The organism is Lysinibacillus alkalisoli (assembly GCF_014643595.1).
GTDB lineage: Bacteria > Bacillota > Bacilli > Bacillales_A > Planococcaceae > Metalysinibacillus > Metalysinibacillus alkalisoli.
This window is the reverse complement of sequence record NZ_BMJT01000001.1, coordinates 122,832-139,461: the sequence shown is the minus strand read 5'-3', so window position 1 is coordinate 139,461 and position 16,630 is coordinate 122,832. Positions and strand designations below refer to the sequence as shown.

The 16,630-nt window shown below is 36.9% G+C and carries 15 protein-coding genes; 7 read left to right on the top strand and 8 right to left on the bottom strand.

The genetic code is table 11. The features are described 5' to 3' along the window. Positions 1 to 78 precede the first annotated feature (78 nt). Complete coding sequence (locus tag IEW44_RS00620; protein WP_188613079.1) at positions 79 to 948, top strand: DUF6612 family protein; 870 nt, start codon at positions 79 to 81, stop codon at positions 946 to 948. Positions 949 to 1,173: 225 nt separating this feature from the next. On the opposite strand, the gene IEW44_RS00615 is transcribed toward IEW44_RS00620, so the two are convergent. Both IEW44_RS00615 and IEW44_RS00610 read right to left on the bottom strand, forming a co-directional pair. After that, entirely contained in the window at positions 1,174 to 2,499 is a 1,326-nt protein-coding gene (locus tag IEW44_RS00615) for a hypothetical protein (protein WP_188613078.1), read from the bottom strand. Positions 2,500 to 2,536: 37 nt separating this feature from the next. Further along, positions 2,537 to 3,418 carry a LysR family transcriptional regulator gene (locus IEW44_RS00610; RefSeq protein ID WP_188613077.1) on the bottom strand — a complete coding sequence of 294 codons (882 nt, stop codon included), beginning with the start codon at positions 3,416 to 3,418 and terminating at the stop codon, positions 2,537 to 2,539. A gap of 187 nt (positions 3,419 to 3,605) precedes the next feature. Here IEW44_RS00610 and IEW44_RS00605 point away from each other — a divergent pair, with 187 nt between their 5' ends. Both IEW44_RS00605 and IEW44_RS00600 read left to right on the top strand, forming a co-directional pair. Further along, positions 3,606 to 4,922, top strand: coding sequence for an aspartate aminotransferase family protein (locus IEW44_RS00605; protein WP_188613076.1), 1,317 nt, complete (start codon positions 3,606 to 3,608; stop codon positions 4,920 to 4,922). After that, positions 4,923 to 6,305, top strand: a complete 1,383-nt coding sequence (locus IEW44_RS00600; RefSeq protein WP_188613075.1) for a sodium:solute symporter family protein — start codon at positions 4,923 to 4,925, stop codon at positions 6,303 to 6,305. A gap of 48 nt (positions 6,306 to 6,353) precedes the next feature. Here the strand turns inward: IEW44_RS00600 and IEW44_RS00595 are convergent, their stop codons facing one another. Further along, complete coding sequence (locus IEW44_RS00595) at positions 6,354 to 7,067, bottom strand: hypothetical protein (RefSeq protein ID WP_188613074.1); 714 nt, start codon at positions 7,065 to 7,067, stop codon at positions 6,354 to 6,356. Positions 7,068 to 7,232: 165 nt separating this feature from the next. Here IEW44_RS00595 and IEW44_RS00590 point away from each other — a divergent pair, with 165 nt between their 5' ends. The 3 genes from IEW44_RS00590 (at position 7,233) to glsA (ending at position 10,435) form a co-directional block, all read left to right on the top strand. Further along, a complete protein-coding gene (locus tag IEW44_RS00590; protein ID WP_188613073.1) occupies positions 7,233 to 7,919 on the top strand; it encodes a response regulator transcription factor in 687 nt (228 codons plus the stop codon). Between the two features lie 10 nt (positions 7,920 to 7,929). Next, entirely contained in the window at positions 7,930 to 9,324 is a 1,395-nt protein-coding gene (locus tag IEW44_RS00585) for a sensor histidine kinase (RefSeq protein ID WP_188613072.1), read from the top strand. Positions 9,325 to 9,499: 175 nt separating this feature from the next. Beyond that, on the top strand, positions 9,500 to 10,435 hold the full coding sequence (gene glsA / locus IEW44_RS00580; protein ID WP_188613071.1) for a glutaminase A: 936 nt from the start codon (positions 9,500 to 9,502) through the stop codon (positions 10,433 to 10,435). 46 nt (positions 10,436 to 10,481) lie between these two features. Here glsA and IEW44_RS00575 read toward each other — a convergent pair whose 3' ends face one another. The 5 genes from IEW44_RS00575 to IEW44_RS00555 all read right to left on the bottom strand — a co-directional run bounded on the left by IEW44_RS00575 (position 10,482) and on the right by IEW44_RS00555 (position 16,065). Continuing rightward, positions 10,482 to 10,841, bottom strand: a complete 360-nt coding sequence (locus IEW44_RS00575; protein WP_188613070.1) for a YxeA family protein — start codon at positions 10,839 to 10,841, stop codon at positions 10,482 to 10,484. Next, complete coding sequence (locus tag IEW44_RS00570) at positions 10,841 to 12,703, bottom strand: FtsX-like permease family protein (RefSeq protein ID WP_188613069.1); 1,863 nt, start codon at positions 12,701 to 12,703, stop codon at positions 10,841 to 10,843. Before IEW44_RS00570 ends, IEW44_RS00575 begins: the two co-directional genes overlap by 1 nt. Further along, positions 12,690 to 13,457, bottom strand: coding sequence for an ABC transporter ATP-binding protein (locus IEW44_RS00565; protein WP_188613068.1), 768 nt, complete (start codon positions 13,455 to 13,457; stop codon positions 12,690 to 12,692). Before IEW44_RS00565 ends, IEW44_RS00570 begins: the two co-directional genes overlap by 14 nt. Before the next feature lie 141 nt (positions 13,458 to 13,598). Then, positions 13,599 to 14,915 carry an FAD-dependent oxidoreductase gene (locus IEW44_RS00560; protein ID WP_188613067.1) on the bottom strand — a complete coding sequence of 439 codons (1,317 nt, stop codon included), beginning with the start codon at positions 14,913 to 14,915 and terminating at the stop codon, positions 13,599 to 13,601. Position 14,916: 1 nt separating this feature from the next. Beyond that, a complete protein-coding gene (locus IEW44_RS00555; RefSeq protein WP_188613066.1) occupies positions 14,917 to 16,065 on the bottom strand; it encodes a VanZ family protein in 1,149 nt (382 codons plus the stop codon). 129 nt (positions 16,066 to 16,194) lie between these two features. Between IEW44_RS00555 and IEW44_RS00550 the strand changes: the two genes are divergently transcribed. After that, positions 16,195 to 16,626 (top strand): GatB/YqeY domain-containing protein, encoded by a 432-nt coding sequence (locus tag IEW44_RS00550; protein ID WP_188613065.1) that lies wholly within the window; start codon positions 16,195 to 16,197, stop codon positions 16,624 to 16,626. Positions 16,627 to 16,630: the final 4 nt, after the last annotated feature.

Genomic DNA, 16,630 nt, shown 5'->3' with positions numbered 1-16,630 from the left:
TTTTTTTATAAAATTGTGTATCTTTTGCCGATTTTTAAATGTAGTATTTTTATATCTTACTTTAGGAGGATTTATTCCATGAAGAAAATTTTTATTGGTTTAAGTGCAGGTGCTCTTGCGCTATCTTTAGCTGCATGTGGTGATAAAGGCACTTCTTCTTCATCTGAACCAGCAAAAGAAGAACAAACAGAAAAAGCAAGCTCTGTATCTGTTGAAGATGTATTCAACAAGACAACAGAACGTCAAGGCGAACTAAAAAGTACTAAAGCGGATATCGACACAACTCAAAAAATGTCAGTTGAAGCTGAAGGCGAGAAATTAGAAATGAATTCTTCATCTAAAATGACAATGGAAATGATTGTTGATCCAATGGCTATGCATTTAAAAGGTGAGGTTAAAGGGACAGACCCAGCATCTGGTGAGGAGCAAACAACACCTACTGAAATGTATTTAGATAAGGAGAAAGGTGTATTTGTCGCAGATGCTACTGGTGCATGGATGAAAATGCCTGCTGAATTAACAGATACGATGTTAAATCAAAACCAATCTGCTGACGCTAAACAACAACTTGAGCAACTTAAACCATTTATGAAAGACTTTAAAGTGACCGAAAAAGGTGATGAATTTATTTTAACGTTGAATGCTGAAGGTGAAAAATTCAACACTTTAATTCAAAATCAGGCATCGGCAACATTACCTGCTGAACTACAAAGTGAAGATGTATTAAAAGGAACTACAATTGAAAAAGCCGACTATGTGATTTATGTTGATAAAAAAACATATGATATTAAACAATTAGAACTTGCTATGGTAATGACGATGGACATTGAAGGTCAAAAAATGAACATGGATATGGACTCAAACATTACGTATAGTGACGTAAATAAAGTAGAAGAAATCGTTATCCCTCAAGAAGTATTAGACAACGCTACTGAGGCAGCATTTTAATCACAAGCCATAAGAAAAATACACGTAGCACAACATCGCGCTGAAAAAAGATGGTGAGACCAAAATGCAATTGGTCTCACCATTTTTTGATGTAAAAATGCACAGGCGACATATCAAGATAAGAAATCTTTTCACTACTTCTCACGGATGCTACTCTCCGTATTGCTCCCTAACAGCAGCCCTTTTATGCATACCTTGTTATTCTTTTTAGGTAACAGGCTATTTTTATCTCATTTGTATGCTTAATTTCTCTTGCAACATTCTTAGCCGTTTAGCCAATGCTTTGTGCTGAGTTTGTTCACATGCCACTTGGATGCGTTCAATATGCGCACTACTCTGTTGCAAACACTTGTGTGACACGCCCTCTTGCAAGGGCAAAGCTTCATAATTAGCCTGCCCTAATGCTAACTTTTGTATACGATCACAAGTAGCTAGTGCATCTTTTTTTACTAATTGCATAATGGCACGATACGCTTTTTGTTTGAACAAAGATTGAATCACTACATAGTACATAAACTCCATATAGTTTTTGTCATAACATTTTACAATTTGTGAAGGGCTTGGTGGGTAACTCGGCAACACATCATAATGTAGCATTATTTTTATGGCATTACGCTGGAGTCGCTCTTTAGTAAGCAAATAGTCTGAAATGGTAATGACTTTATCATCATTAGCGTAATACACAGCAATCTTTAATTGTACAAAATGCAGCGCTACTTTTTCTGTATCTGTTAATGGCAATTTATCCTCATCTCGTTGCCAAATATCTTGAATGTAATGCTCAATCTGTTTGGCATTGCGCTCACACGATTGCGATAACAAAAATACTAAAGATAACAGCCATTGCTTTTGAGCAATAGAGTATGCTGCGGTGTTACGATTCACAAATTCGTAAGTGCTTGTTACGATTCTCTCACGCCATATTACAAAGTTTTTCTCACGCCCATATGCCTCTTGTAAAGCGTTATACCATTGCTGTTGCAACTGTGCCATTTTAGGTATGGTATGAAGTGGGAGTTGTAGTAATAGGCTATTTATTTTTTTGGCTAACAAAGCATACCAAAAGCTTTGTTGCGTCACCATAATGATATGCGGCATATAACGAGCTTGCCATTCGTATAAATAAATTTCTTTTAGTGCTGTATCCGATGCTACTGTTACTTCGCGCTGTAATAAGATTTGCATAAATTGATGCCAGTTCATACTGTTGTGAACAGCTAAATGGGCAAAGAAATTTTCCTTACCTTGTTGTGAATAAAAAAAATCATCCAATTGTGTATGCAGTTGCTCAATATTAAACCCTACTGTTTCCATAGACTGTGCTGTAGAAATCGACAGCCTCCCCCAATATTTACGAGCTGTTGCAAAAATAATATTTGCTGCGGTTTCTTCATCTTCTAGAAAGGTCGATAAGGCTAATACTTTACCCACTGCTTGTGGAAATTTGGAATGTGTGATGACATGTTGTTGCTCAAGCGCTTCATCTAATGACGTATGAGGTTGCAATGCACTGTAATTTTCATAAACTTGACGGTCTAACTGATTTAACATTGTATCCCCCCAATGAATGAATTTTCCTACGTACTTGTTAATCGGCTTTTAATGCCCAAGCATTTTTTAAAAATGTAATGAACGTCATAATATTTGGTTCATTACGACGCGCTTTTAAAAATAAAGCTGAGGTTTGAATAACAGGTACAATACTTTGTAACGCTTGGATTATGCCTTGTTCAATCTCTTTTTTCACAGCATTTTCGCCAATGATGGCATAGCCCACATCATTCAACACAGCTCTTTTAATCATAGCATCGCTGCCTCCCACTACGATAGTTGAGGTGGGCTGTTGCTCATGATGGGCAAAATATTTGTCAATAATGGACGCAAAGCTACAGTGTTCATCATATGAGATAAATGGTGTCTCCTGTAGTAAATGATGCAATGTCTTATGTTGTGCCATTGTTGTACTTGCCACCACTAAAGCATGCTCTTGCTCTAATGGTAGCGTTTGAATGGTGGAGGTTTCATTTGCCTCTGCCACGATAGCAATATCTGCTACATTATTTTTCACACTAGCTAATGCATGGTGACTATTTAAGGGTATGAGATGAACGTGTACATTAGGATAGGCCGATTCATACGCTTTAATAATAGGATGTAATCGTTGGCCACAATAATGCTCAGATGCTGCTATCATTAATTTGCCTGATGGGTCTCTAAGTTCTTCCATATCTTTTTCCATCTTATTCATTAAAATAAACAATTCATCTACATGTTGTTTTAATTGTTTACCTGCTGCTGTTAGTACCATGCTTCTCCCTACCTTTGTAATTAATACATGGCATAACTCTTTTTCTAATGCTTGCATTTGTAGTGTGACGGTTGGTTGTGTATAACCTAGTTGCTGTGCTGCCTTCGTAATACTTAAACACTCCGCCACAGTTTGAAATGTTTTTAAATGACGTAACTCCATAGTGACACCCCTTGTTTATTACATCTTGCTTCCCTATATTATAAGCTACTTTACTGTTCTTCGTGCTGTCAGATCACATTATCAAAAACCTTTTTTTACCTATTAAATTTTTTAATACTACGAGTTTGACAGTTCGTTGAAATTGCACGAAAATTCTAGCAATAACATCAAGATGGGGGTTCACGATATGACACAATTTACACACCACAATACAGAGGGACTGTTGGCACCAACTATGGCAAAAGATTTTCCAAACTTACATGTCATAAAATCAGAAGGGTTATTTTATTTTGGTGCTGATGGCAAAAAATATTTGGATTTTACATCAGGGATTGCTACAGAAAATACAGGGCATCGACACCCTAAAGTAATTGAAGCGATTAAACATCAACTCGATGAGCTTGTACATGGCCCAATCGGCATTATTAATTATGCATCTATTCATACACTGGCTTTAAAATTACGCGAAATCTTACCTCCACCTCTCGATTGCTTCTTCTTTGGGAATAGTGGCGCTGAAGCAATTGAAGGGGCAATAAAATTAGCACGTCATACAACAAAGCGACCTTATATTGTTTCATTCTTTGGTGGTTTCCATGGTCGTACGATGGGAGCCTTAAGCGTTACTACTTCTAAGAGCAAATATCGCACATCATTACCTGTTGGTGCTAACTTTACCTACCAACTCCCTTATGCGCAAATTAACGAAACACCTGAAGGTCTCGACCCAGAGCAGTATTGGCCTGCTCAATTAGAAAAAGATTTTGAGCGTTTATTCAATCATCAAGTGGCACCAAGTGAAGTGGCAGCTGTTATTTTAGAGCCTATACTTGGTGAAGGCGGCTATGTCATTCCACCTCAAAGCTGGTTGAAGAAAATACGTGAAATTTGTAATCAACATGGTATCTTACTTATTTTTGATGAAGTGCAAACAGGCTTTGGACGAACAGGCGACTGGTTTGCGGCAAACCGTTTTGGTGTAACGCCTGACATTATGGCTATTGCCAAAGGGATTGCGAGCGGGCTACCATTAAGCGCTACAGTCGCTTCACAAGCGTTAATGGAACAATGGACGATAGGTAGTCATAGCACAACATTTGGGGGCAACCCTGTAGCCTGCGCAGCCGCTTGTGCCACTATTGATGTTATGCAAATGGAGGACTTACCTAACAATGCCAAAGTTATGGGTGAGTACGCATTAAATAAATTAATACAATTACGCGAAAAGCATGCTTGCCTCGGCCAAGTACGAGGGATTGGGCTGATGATTGGTATTGAAATTATTGACCCTATCACCAAACAAGCGAACCCAGAAGGTTTAATGGACATTTTACACCGTTGTTTAGATCAAGGCGTTATTTTATATTTAAGTGGTAATAAAAGTGAAGTCATTCGTATGATGCCACCTTTAACAATTGACAAGGAACATTTAGATCAAGGTATACAATACCTTGACGAAGCGCTTACAGCGTATGAAGCCTCTATCATGACTGGGGGCGTGTAAATGAACTTCCTCGACACACTTGTTCTTTTACTTTATTTCACCGTTTTAATCCTTGTAGGTGTGATTGGCATCAAAAAAGCAAAGTCTGAAAAAGACTTTGTTTTAGCTGGTAGTCGCCTAGGTTATTTTAGCCATGTAGGTTGTTTAGCTGCTGTTATTATAGGTGGTGCAGCTACAATGGGGTCAACTACATTGGGCTATGAATACGGGATTTCTGGCTTTTGGTTTGTATCTATGATGGGATTTGGCATTGCTGCTATGGGACTATTCGTTATTAATAAAATTAGTGGTGAAGATGTTTTCACCATTAGTCAACTATTAGGGCGTCGCTTTGGTGAGGGTACGCAATTAATCAGTGCTATTGTCACAGCTATTTATACATTGATGGTCGTTGTCACACAAATCATTGGTATGGGGAGTGTGATTCATGTGTTATTAGGGTGGGCACTGACACCTTCAATGATGATAGGTGGCGGGATCGTACTATTCTATACTATTTTAGGTGGGATGTGGAGTATCACTTTAACAGATATGATTCAATTTGTTGTTATGACTACCGGTGTCTTCTTTATTATGTTCCCTGTAAGCGTTTACGAAGTAGGAGGCTTAACTGCTTTATTTAACGCTGTACCTGAGTCACATTTATCATTAACAAATATCGGGTGGGATCGTATTTTTCAATATTTCTTACTCTATTTCTTCGGCTTAATGGTGTCACAAGATATTTGGCAACGTGTATTCACGGCTAAAAGTGATAAGGTAGCAAAAAAGAGTGCCATCAGTGCTGGCATATACAGTGTATTGTACGGTTTAGCATTAAGTATTGTTGGGATGTGTGCACTTGTGTTGCTACCTAACTTAACAGATTCACAATCTGCTTTTACGAGTTTAGCATTAGAAATTTTACCCGCTGGTCTTTTAGGTTTAGTACTAGCAAGTGTATGCTCAGCTTTAATGTCTAACGCTTCAGGCGCTATCTTTGCTTCCGCTACATTAATTACCAATGATATTATTAAAGTCTATATTCGAAAAGATATGACAGAGCGCCAAGTCATTAGCACATCTCGTCTTGTCATCCTTACGCTAGGATTAATCGCTATCGCTTGTTCGCTATGGATTCAAAATATTTTAGTTGCTCTTGATATGGCTTATGCTATCTTATCTGGCGCCATTTTTATGCCACTTATTATTGGTCTCTACTGGAAACGTGTGACGAGCAAGGCTGCTTTTTCAGCCATTATTACAAGCTCATGTGTTATTTTTATTTCCTTTATCATCTTTGGAATTACGTCAACACTTCCTATTATTTTAGGATTGATTACAAGTTTTATTGTTATTGTTGGCGTAACACTAACATCGCAACCGCAGACCTCTCTCTCATAACTCACAAAGGGCATGGACGAGTTAACTCGTCCATGCCCTTTTATTACGTTATTCTGTTGCCTCTAACTCCGTCACTTTTGTGATTACAACTTTACTTGGTGATGTTTGTGCAGGAATGCTTCTAGTTGAAGCTGTGTAAAAGACAATGGCATTTGCATTTTTTACATCTTCCCACGTTTTTTCATTACCCTCATCATCTACGATTATCGTATCTTCATTTTCAATCAACTTAACACTATTCGTATCACTGACTAGCTTATCATCAAATTTTGCTACGTCAGCAAAGTTGACTTCGCCGTCATCTACAATAACTACATCGACAATATAACGTGGTGGATAAATCATAGGGACTGGTCGGCTACTGTCCATATAAACCGTGATGGTACTTTCTGGTTTAATAGCTTCTATATTGATTTCTTCGCCATTAGAGTTATAAAATTTTGTTTTTTTATGAATCTGAATGTGTAATTCTTCATCTTGATTTGTTGTATCATTTACAATAATTGTATTATCTTCAAGCGCTTCTGCTGTATTGACTTCTTTTACTTTACCTTCAAACTTAACAAATTGTGAGTTCATTTCTTCTTCCTCACCTTCTTGATTATTGTCATTTTCTTGGTTAGTATCTTCTTGATTTGTTGTATGGCTTCCGTTAGTCGTTTGCGAAGTTTCTTTTTCCTCTTTTTTATCCTCTTTTTGGTCGGTGCCACAAGCGGCTAATAAAACACTACTTGCTACTAAAACAACAGCAAATTTCTTCATGATTCATCCCCCTTGCTATGATATAAAAGCTATAACTTTTTCATATGTTACTATTTATTTGACGTGGTAGTTTTTCAAAAAGTTGCTAGTCGCCGTCATACTAAATGTTTTCAAAGTAATTATAACTCCTTTATACTAACCATACATACGAAAGGAAGGGCATATATGAGAGAACCTAAAATTTTAATTGTTGAAGATGAAATTGACTTAGCTAATTTACTTACAGTGACATTACGTAAAGAAGGCTTAACACAAACATTAGCCACCCATACCTTACAAACCGCTGAAAAAGCGTTTCATGATTACAATCCAGACCTTGTCTTACTTGATGTAATGCTCCCTGATGGTGAAGGTTATGAGTTATGCAAGGTGATTCGTCAAACATCCCATATCCCTATTTTATTTATGTCTGCTAAAACAGAAGAAGTCGATAAACTAGTAGGGCTTGCTATAGGAGGCGATGACTATATTTCAAAACCTTTTAGCCCAAAAGAAGTTGCCTATCGCGTGAAAGCCCAACTGCGCCGCGCAGAGTACACAATACCAGCAGCAACTTGGATTACAGTGGGCGATTTTAAAATGAATCAAGACGAGACCGAAATTTATCTAAATGATACCTTATTAGAGTTAACTGCTAAAGAAGTTGGCTTAATGGCTGCCTTTATGCGTAATCCTAATCGTATTTTAAGTAAAGAGTCCTTATTCGAGCGCGTTTGGGGAGAAGATTATTTTGGTGCTGACAATACAATGATGGTACATATTCGCCGTTTGCGTGAAAAAATCGAAAATGACCCCTCACGCCCTACGCATATCATTACAGTGAAAGGACTTGGCTATAAATTTATAGCCTAGGACAACTTTTATGAAATGGAAACTAACTGGCCGTTTTTTACTATCTGTTGTCATCATCGTAGTCATTGTATTAATTGCTAATATTATTATTTTAATAGCCACTGCGGTGGTAACACGTGACTACCCCGCTAAGATCACTAATTCTCCTGAAAACTTTACTCGCTCTTTTGAAGAAAATATTAGTATCAAAGAAGGGAAACCTTTATTGAGTGACCAAGGTGTAGAGAAGTTACGTGAGGCTAATGCTTGGATTGAATTTTTAGATACAAATGGTAACGTGATTAGTCACACATTTGCACCACCCGAAGCCCCTACACATTATTCACCTGTAGAGCTTGTTAATAAGTATCGTTATAGTGAGGGTAAAGGCTATACCAGTTACGTTTATTTTAAGGATGATATTTCTTACATTATTAATATTCAAGACCCTGAAACATTTCGTTATGTCGGCGTTTGGAACTTAAAACAAACTTTTGGATGGATTAGCTCCTACACACTTTATATTATTATTGCTGATATTCTTATTACCATTATTATTGCCTTTTTCTTTGGACGCAGTTTAACTAAACCTTTATCACAAATTTTAAATCATATTCAAAATTTACGTAATCGTGAGTTTACTACTATTCAACCTCGTAAAGGATTGTATGGTGAAGTCTTTCATAACTTGAGTGAAGTATCAAATGCCCTTGCTATGCAAGAAAAAGAACGCGCACAATTAGAAAAAATGAGAGAAGAATGGATTAGTAATGTTTCCCATGATATGAAAACACCACTTGCCTCGATTAGAGGATATGCGGAGATTATGCAAGATGAGACAAGCACTAAACAAGAACTAAAAAGCTATGCGGGCATTATTGAAAAACAATCCATGCATATGAATGACTTATTAGAAGACCTAAACCTGACAATGCGACTCCGAAACCAGCAACTGCCTTTGCAACTGCAGCAAACAAATATGGTTACTTTTTTGCGTGAGATGGTGATTCAGTTATTAAATGAACCAAAATATGAGCATACTACCATTCATTTTATGCCTTCTACAGAGAACTTATACAGTGAAATTGACCGCCATTTTATGGAACGTGCTATGTATAACTTTATATATAACGCACTGCGTCACAATGATGAAGATGTGGAACTTACCATTGCTATAACGGTAGAACAACATGAGTTGTATATTAAAATTCAAGATAATGGCAAAGGTATTGAAGAAGAAGACTTAGACCACATTTTTGAACGCTATTATCGTGGCACGAGCACCGCACATACAGATGGCACAGGTTTAGGTACGGCTATCGCTCGAGACATTATCATAGCTCATCATGGCGAGGTTTGGATGACATCTATCGTCAATGAAGGTACTACTGTGCATATTTTATTACCACAATTGATCGTTACGTAATGCATAAATGCGCATCATTTAGTTAACGTACTGTTACTTGTTAGCCATGAAAATCGACTAAACTTTCACTTATGCCACGTATTTTTATTCTTTATCATAATGTACCTCATTTTATGATTTATTTTTACGATAAAGTGGCTTATAGTATGAGTGACAAGAGTGGAGGTAACCAACCATGCAACAGGAATTAACAAATAAATTACAACAACTTTATGAGGATGCTTTGTCAACTTGCCAACAAGGTAGCCCTGCTGACTATATCCCAGCGCTAGCCAAAGCAAATGCGCAACTTTTTGCAGTGAGTATTGCTAGTCAACAACTTACCACACAGCTTGGAGATAGCACTGAGCGTTTTACCCTACAAAGCATTGTGAAAGTGATTAGCTTTATGGTAGCAACCGAGGCAAGAGGTGTAGAAGAAGTCATGCATTACGTTGACTTAGAACCAACAGGTGATGCGTTTAACTCCATGATTCGTTTAGAAAGTTCTAAACCTGGCAAGCCATTTAACCCTATGATTAATGCAGGAGCAATCACTATTGCTTCTTTGCTTCATGGCACTACCCCTAATGAAAAAGTAGATACCGTACTCGATTTTTTAGAACAGCTTTTACACAAACGCCCATCCATTAATGGCGAAGTGTTTTTATCTGAGTTTGATACGGCACATCGCAACCGTGCCATTGCCTACCACCTGAAAGCAAATGGTTTTATTGTAGGCGATGTAGAGACAGCACTTAAAGCTTATTTATTACTCTGCTCAATTGAAGTTACCACACAAGATTTAGCGAAAATGGGTTTGTTTTTAGCAACAGATGGTGAGGGAGCGCCCTTTATCTCACCTCATATCCTTAAAATCACAAAAGCGTTAATGATGACTTGTGGCATGTATAATGCTTCAGGCAAAGTAGCTGCCTTTATTGGCATCCCTGCCAAAAGTGGTGTCTCTGGTGGCGTCTTAGCTTGCTTAAAAGATGCGACGATTGAGGGGCATCACGGGGCTATTGGTATTGGTTTATTTTCACCTGCGATTGATGATGTAGGAAATAGTGTCGCTAGTATGCATATGTTAAAACAACTTGCTGACCATTATCATTTATCCTACTTTTAAATACGTAAAAAAGAGTAGCTCAGTCCTTATTGAGCTACTCTTTTTCTTATAATTGTTCTAATGCTTTTTTAGGCACTTCGTTTTCTTGTACTTCTTCATAAGAGGTAATACCTTTTGATTCCTTGTAATATACTCTTAAATAAGCATCGTGGCGTAAATTCTTTTGTGCTGAAAAATCCACACTAATTTCTTTACCTTCTTCATTATATGCCTTATATGCTTTATACCAATATGTTTCATAAACTTTACCATTATCTAATGTTTCTTTCTCAATAGCACCATCTGCAGTAATTTTCACATAATATTGCTCTGCACCTAAATGATTAAAATTCACAAAACGCAATGTAGCAAGGCCACCGACGACAACAACTAATAATATGACTAAAGCAATCATCATTTTTTTCATTATATGTTCCTCCTAGCGTTTTTCACGATTTTATAGAATGCACGTGTGGTAAAGATATAATACAGTACATAAATCAAGGTATATGCTGCCATCCATAGTAACACAGGTTTTGTAATAGACATGCCTAGCAAGTTAGAGAAGCCAAGCAAGGCGACGCTCGCATGCGTAATCCCAACGATTAATGGTGCGCCGAAGATAATAGCTACTTGTGTTGCAATTGTTTTTAACATTTGTTGATCGTTAACACCGATCTTATAAAGAATCGTGTATTTATCTTTATCTGCCTCTGCCTCTGATATGACTTTAAAGTAAATGATACTACCTGTAGCCGTTAAAAAGACTAAACCTAAAAAGCTACCTACAAATAACATAGCCCCCGCTCCAGACATCGATTGCTCAAAATCGGCTGGGTGACTTGTGAATGCTTGTTGTTGTTCTGTAATGCGCTTTTCTAAATCACGTGAGATTTGTAATTGATCGGCTTCCTCTTTCACTTGATACATTTGTGTCAGAATGGCTTCTCCTTGCAATGTTTCAAATGTGCTGTCAGCCACAATCATTATATTGCCTGTTGTACCAATATTCGTAACACCATACTCATATTGTTCAGCCACTTGGAGTTGTGTATCTGCTGTTGTATATGTCTCACCTTTTACTTTATTCGAAAATCGCTCATCAAAAAATGGGTCAAGTAGCACACTCTGTCCTTCTTTAATGCTTGCCATTTCTTGCTTACCTTGTTGCACTGCTAGCTTATTATAGTCGCTCAGTGACATAAACATATAATTATATTCTGCATCTGCGTTTGTTAATGTCACATCTTTTAATGTCAAGGTGTTATGATAATCTACCTCTGGTACATCTAAAGCTTCACCTTTCCACATAAATGTAATGGGGGTTGATGTTGTAGTTGTCTTACTAATATTATAGTAAAGGCCAAATACCGCACCACCTGCTGTAATAGTAGTAGCACTTAGCACCGCAATCACTGTTAATGACTTGGCGTTGCCACGAATGCGATACAATAGTTGAGAAGTCGTAATCAGATTTAAATTTTTCCATGCATAACGGTGTATTTTTTTCATCGCTTGTAATAGAAAGACGCTTACACTATGGAATAATAAATACGTACCGAAAATTGTCAGACCAATAATAACAATCGGCATCGCAATACCAATAATACGCCAAGCTGTACTTGTCATAATGTCTGCTAATGCAAAGTAATAGCCTGTTGCAATACTTGCTGTACCAATAATAGCAGAAATGATAGAAGCTTTTGGCATCGCTTCTCCTTGCTTTTCAGCATGGAATAAGTCAATTAATTTAAATTGGTAAATCACACGGTAACCTTGTAAAGAAGTAAATAAAAATAAAATACTAAAGACAATGATTGTATTAATAACTGCTGGCATAGAAAATGTAAAACCTGCTGTTAAACTATATCCCATCAAGCGAATGAGTATGGTTAATAATACTTTGGACATTAAAAAACCAATCCCAATCCCTGCAATCAACGACACAATACCAATAAATAAATTTTCAAAGAATAACATAAAACCAATTTGCTGCTTACGCACGCCTAATAACGAATATAAAGCAACTTCTTTTTTACGCTTCTTCATAAAGAATGAATTGGAATACGCAATAAAAACGACAATAAAGAATAACAAAACGACTGCCGAGCCACTCATAATACTTGATATTTTTTGAGAAGTTCCTGTCATCTTTTCAATATCATCATTATATTTTAATGTCACAAATGTAAAGTAAATAACGATGCTAAATACCATGGAGGCAATATAAAGAAAATAACTTGAAAAATTACGTTGTAGATTTTTTCGGGCTAAATCAAATAACATCATTTACTTCGCCCCCAATGCTAGCTAGCACTTGTAAGATTTGTTGGAAAAATTGTTTGCGTGTTTGTGTACCTCTCATCACTTCTTTTGACAATTTACCATCTTGAATAAAAATAATACGTTGGCAAAAACTTGCCGCATATGCATCATGCGTTACCATCATAATAGTAGACTGTTCTGTTTCATTTAAGCGGCTTAAACTCTCAAGTAAATCGGTTGCTGATTTAGAATCAAGCGCACCTGTAGGTTCATCTGCAAATATAATTTTAGGTGTTGTTACTAATGCACGTGATGATGCTGTACGTTGTTTTTGCCCACCTGATATTTGATAAGGATATTTACTCAGTAAGTCTTTAATGCCAAATGTCTCTGCAATACGGTTGACACGCTCATCGATCTCCTTCACTGGCGTTTTAGCAATAGCTAGTGGCAATACGATATTTTCGCGCACTGTTAAAGAATCTAGCAAGTTATAATCTTGGAAGATGAAACCTAAATGATCACGTCTAAAATCTGCCAATGCCTTATCTTTCATCTTTGCCACATTATCACTGCCGATAAAAATATCACCACTGGTTGGGTTATCAATTGTAGCTAGTACATTTAAGAGTGTTGATTTACCCGCACCTGAAGGCCCCATAACGCCAATGAACTCACCCTCATCAACTGTAAATGAAATATTTTGAAGTGCCTTAAAAACTTGTGTACCTTTGCCATACGTTTTATTCACGTTGTTCACTTTTAATAGTGGTTGCATAATATATTCCATCCTTCTTTTGTTTTATTATTAGTTTTACTATACCGTGCGTAACTTACATCATCTTTGTGTTAACCTTACATTAACCTTAATAAAAAAAGTTGCTGAGAACATGACTGTCCCCAACAACTACATAATGGATTAATCTATTTTACTATTGCGCTTTGCCACATGTTGTAAAGCATCCCACACACCATTAAATGGTGGGGCATATGCTAAATCTAAATCTAGTAAATCTGATAGCGTCATCTGATTGGATAGGGCTGTCGCTACAACATCAATACGTTTATCAACACCTACTTCACCAATAATCTGTACACCCAGTATGCGCTCTGTATGTTGATGTACGAGCATCTTAATTTGCAAGGGCTTTACATTAGGATAATAACTTGCGATATGATTGCCTTCATATTGGTAGACAACATAAGGTATGTGAAGTGCCTTTGCTGCTTTTTCATTTAAGCCTGTAACACCTATCGTATAATCAAAAAACTTTAAAATAGATGTGCCTACTACCCCTTTAAACCTTGCAAATTTGCCAGCCATATTCAAGCCAGCAATGCGTCCTTGCTTATTGGCAGTCGTACCTAATGGGATATAGTCATTCTGTGCTTTTATTCTATTGTAATGAGTAGCACAATCACCTGCTGCATACACATTTTCAACTGATGTTTGCATATGTGCATCTACAATAATAGCTCCGTTCTTAGCGCGTGCAATGTGTTGGTCTACAAAGCCAGTTGATGGTGCTACACCTATCGCTGCAATAACAAGATCCGTTGCAATGTCACCTTGACTCGTTACGACATACTCCACCACATCATCGCCCTTAAAACCTGTTACTTCCGTATTTAATCGCACGATCACATTTTGACGCTCTGCTTCCTTGTGTACGATATCAACCATATCTGTGTCTAGCATATTGGCAAGTTGTGCCCCTCTTTGCACTAATGTCACTTGTTTTCCTGCTGCTGTAAGCACCTCTGCCATTTCGAGCCCAATATAACCGCCACCAATAACGGTCACATGTTGCGCTTGAGCATTATCTTTTAATAAGGCGTGCATTTGAGGAATCGTTTTAATCGTGTGTATGCCTTTAAGCTGACGATTTTTCCAGTTAGGTATTAATGGCGATGCGCCTGTAGCAATTAATAATTTATCGTAAGGCACTTCAAAGTCATCACCATAAACTATTCGCTTTTTTGTATCAATATTTGTGACTTGATGGTGAATCCGAGCATCGATAGCATACTTATCTCGAAAAGCGTCTACACTTCTTGCAATTAAATCATCCGTTGACGGAATACGACCATCTACTACGTAAGGTAAACCACATTGCCCATAAGAATAAATAGCTGTTTGTTCTAAAGTTGTAATATTAGGTGATTCTACATTACGTACAATTTCCATTGCAGCAGACATGCCTGCTGCGTCTCCCCCAATAATGACAAACTTCATGTTATTTCCCCCTATTTTTTCGTCTTGTTGGATATAGTTTAGCATATTTATCCAAGTATAACTGTCGTTGCCCTCCCCCGAGTAAAAGGCGAATAAAATGAATGAATAGAGCTAGACTTAAAATAAACGATAACGCAAAACTACCTACGGATAAAAAGATAAGCGCTTTATAAAATGGCGATTCCATTGGTAACATCACTTGATTTAAATAACTTAAACCTTTGAAAATTAAATAAGTCACATAGGCAGCTAAAAAACGACGCAAAATATTTGCTACTGTAATACTTCCTGTTTGATTTACTACCCTAATATTCAGTATTAACATACCGATTGTTGCACCTTTTGTCAGCATTGGTACTATGCCAAAAACAACAAGGATCGCCACTGTTGTCGCAATAAAATCATGATTAGGTACAATAGCATTTAATAAACCACTGCTCAACACTACCGCCATATAATCAATGAATAAGGCTAATAATAAAATCGCTGGTCGCACAACGTTTTGCTCTTGTAATAAAGAGGCTTTTTCCGCCACATCCTTATGCGAAGGGAATACTAATAAAACAATAGGTGCTAATAAATAACCGATAAAAGCACCTAAACTATTCAGTAATAAATCATCTACATCAAACAGACGATAGGCACAATTATAAATGCCATAAACGCCCGTATATTGTGTGATTTCAAAAAATAACGACACGATAAATCCTGTAATTAATGCACCTACAGCATACTTTCGCTTTTGCCAGAAATAACGCAAATACACACCTAAAGGCATTAATAATAAGAAATTAAAAAAGGCTTGAAAAAAAGCAGGTTGTTGAAGAATATAACGCCAGGTTGAAGGCTGTGACCATACAATACCACTCTTATACTGAATATCTTTGATAAACTGAAAGAGCTGTAAATTATAATGCACTGTATCTGGCGGTTGAATAGCACAAGTATCTCTTGTAGGGGGTAATGGCAATAAAATTAAACATAATGCCGATGCCGCATAAAATAAGAAAGAAAACACGACAATAGTTTTAGAAAAAGACAAAAAACCATATTTTCGATACGTATAAATTAACCATGGAATGAATAAAATAAACGACATAATGACTGTAAATATCGCAGCCACTACGATTGAATTTGTATATACACTCATAAACCTCACCTCTATTTTTATTCTACCCATTCATTTACCGAAAAACATAAAATTAACCTTAATTTAACCTAACACTTGCGAAAAAAGAAAGTCAATTCTACAATTAAATAACAGAAAGGAAGATCACTTATGCTAAAAAATGACGTTTTCGAGCAATTAAAACAAGCCATGCGCAATAAAGATACTTTAACAAAAGGCGTACTCACACTCCTTAAATCACAATTAGATTTAGCCGAGAAAGAAAAAGGCGACGCACTAACAGAAGTAGAAGAATCACAAATTGTTAATCGTGAAATCAAGCAAACACAACAAGCGCTTGATGGTGCTAAACAAGCTAATCGCGAAGATTTAATCGCACAAGAAGAAGCTAAGCTTGTATTATTGCAAAGCTTTTTACCTGAGCAACTTTCTGTTGAAGATGTAAAGCAATTACTTGTTGAAGCTGGTGTCACAAGTGGGATGCCAATGGGGGAAGCTATGAAAATTGCTAAACCTTTACTTGCTGGAAAAACAGATGGAAAAACAATGTCTGCTGTTGTAAAAGAAGTAATTCAAGCATGAAAAA

What these genes read in the sequence shown, in the direction of transcription:
- IEW44_RS00600 (WP_188613075.1), top strand. Translation starts at nt 4,923, where the DNA reads ATGAACTTCCTCGACACACTTGTTCTTTTACTTTATTTCACCGTTTTA.
- IEW44_RS00605 (WP_188613076.1), top strand. Translation starts at nt 3,606, where the DNA reads ATGACACAATTTACACACCACAATACAGAGGGACTGTTGGCACCAACT.
- IEW44_RS00550 (WP_188613065.1), top strand. Translation starts at nt 16,195, where the DNA reads ATGCTAAAAAATGACGTTTTCGAGCAATTAAAACAAGCCATGCGCAAT.
- IEW44_RS00560 (WP_188613067.1), bottom strand. Translation starts at nt 14,915, where the DNA reads ATGAAGTTTGTCATTATTGGGGGAGACGCAGCAGGCATGTCTGCTGCA.
- IEW44_RS00595 (WP_188613074.1), bottom strand. Translation starts at nt 7,067, where the DNA reads ATGAAGAAATTTGCTGTTGTTTTAGTAGCAAGTAGTGTTTTATTAGCC.
- IEW44_RS00590 (WP_188613073.1), top strand. Translation starts at nt 7,233, where the DNA reads ATGAGAGAACCTAAAATTTTAATTGTTGAAGATGAAATTGACTTAGCT.
- IEW44_RS00610 (WP_188613077.1), bottom strand. Translation starts at nt 3,418, where the DNA reads ATGGAGTTACGTCATTTAAAAACATTTCAAACTGTGGCGGAGTGTTTA.
- IEW44_RS00575 (WP_188613070.1), bottom strand. Translation starts at nt 10,841, where the DNA reads ATGAAAAAAATGATGATTGCTTTAGTCATATTATTAGTTGTTGTCGTC.
- IEW44_RS00620 (WP_188613079.1), top strand. Translation starts at nt 79, where the DNA reads ATGAAGAAAATTTTTATTGGTTTAAGTGCAGGTGCTCTTGCGCTATCT.
- IEW44_RS00585 (WP_188613072.1), top strand. Translation starts at nt 7,930, where the DNA reads ATGAAATGGAAACTAACTGGCCGTTTTTTACTATCTGTTGTCATCATC.
- IEW44_RS00570 (WP_188613069.1), bottom strand. Translation starts at nt 12,703, where the DNA reads ATGATGTTATTTGATTTAGCCCGAAAAAATCTACAACGTAATTTTTCA.
- IEW44_RS00565 (WP_188613068.1), bottom strand. Translation starts at nt 13,457, where the DNA reads ATGCAACCACTATTAAAAGTGAACAACGTGAATAAAACGTATGGCAAA.
- glsA (WP_188613071.1), top strand. Translation starts at nt 9,500, where the DNA reads ATGCAACAGGAATTAACAAATAAATTACAACAACTTTATGAGGATGCT.
- IEW44_RS00615 (WP_188613078.1), bottom strand. Translation starts at nt 2,499, where the DNA reads ATGTTAAATCAGTTAGACCGTCAAGTTTATGAAAATTACAGTGCATTG.
- IEW44_RS00555 (WP_188613066.1), bottom strand. Translation starts at nt 16,065, where the DNA reads ATGAGTGTATATACAAATTCAATCGTAGTGGCTGCGATATTTACAGTC.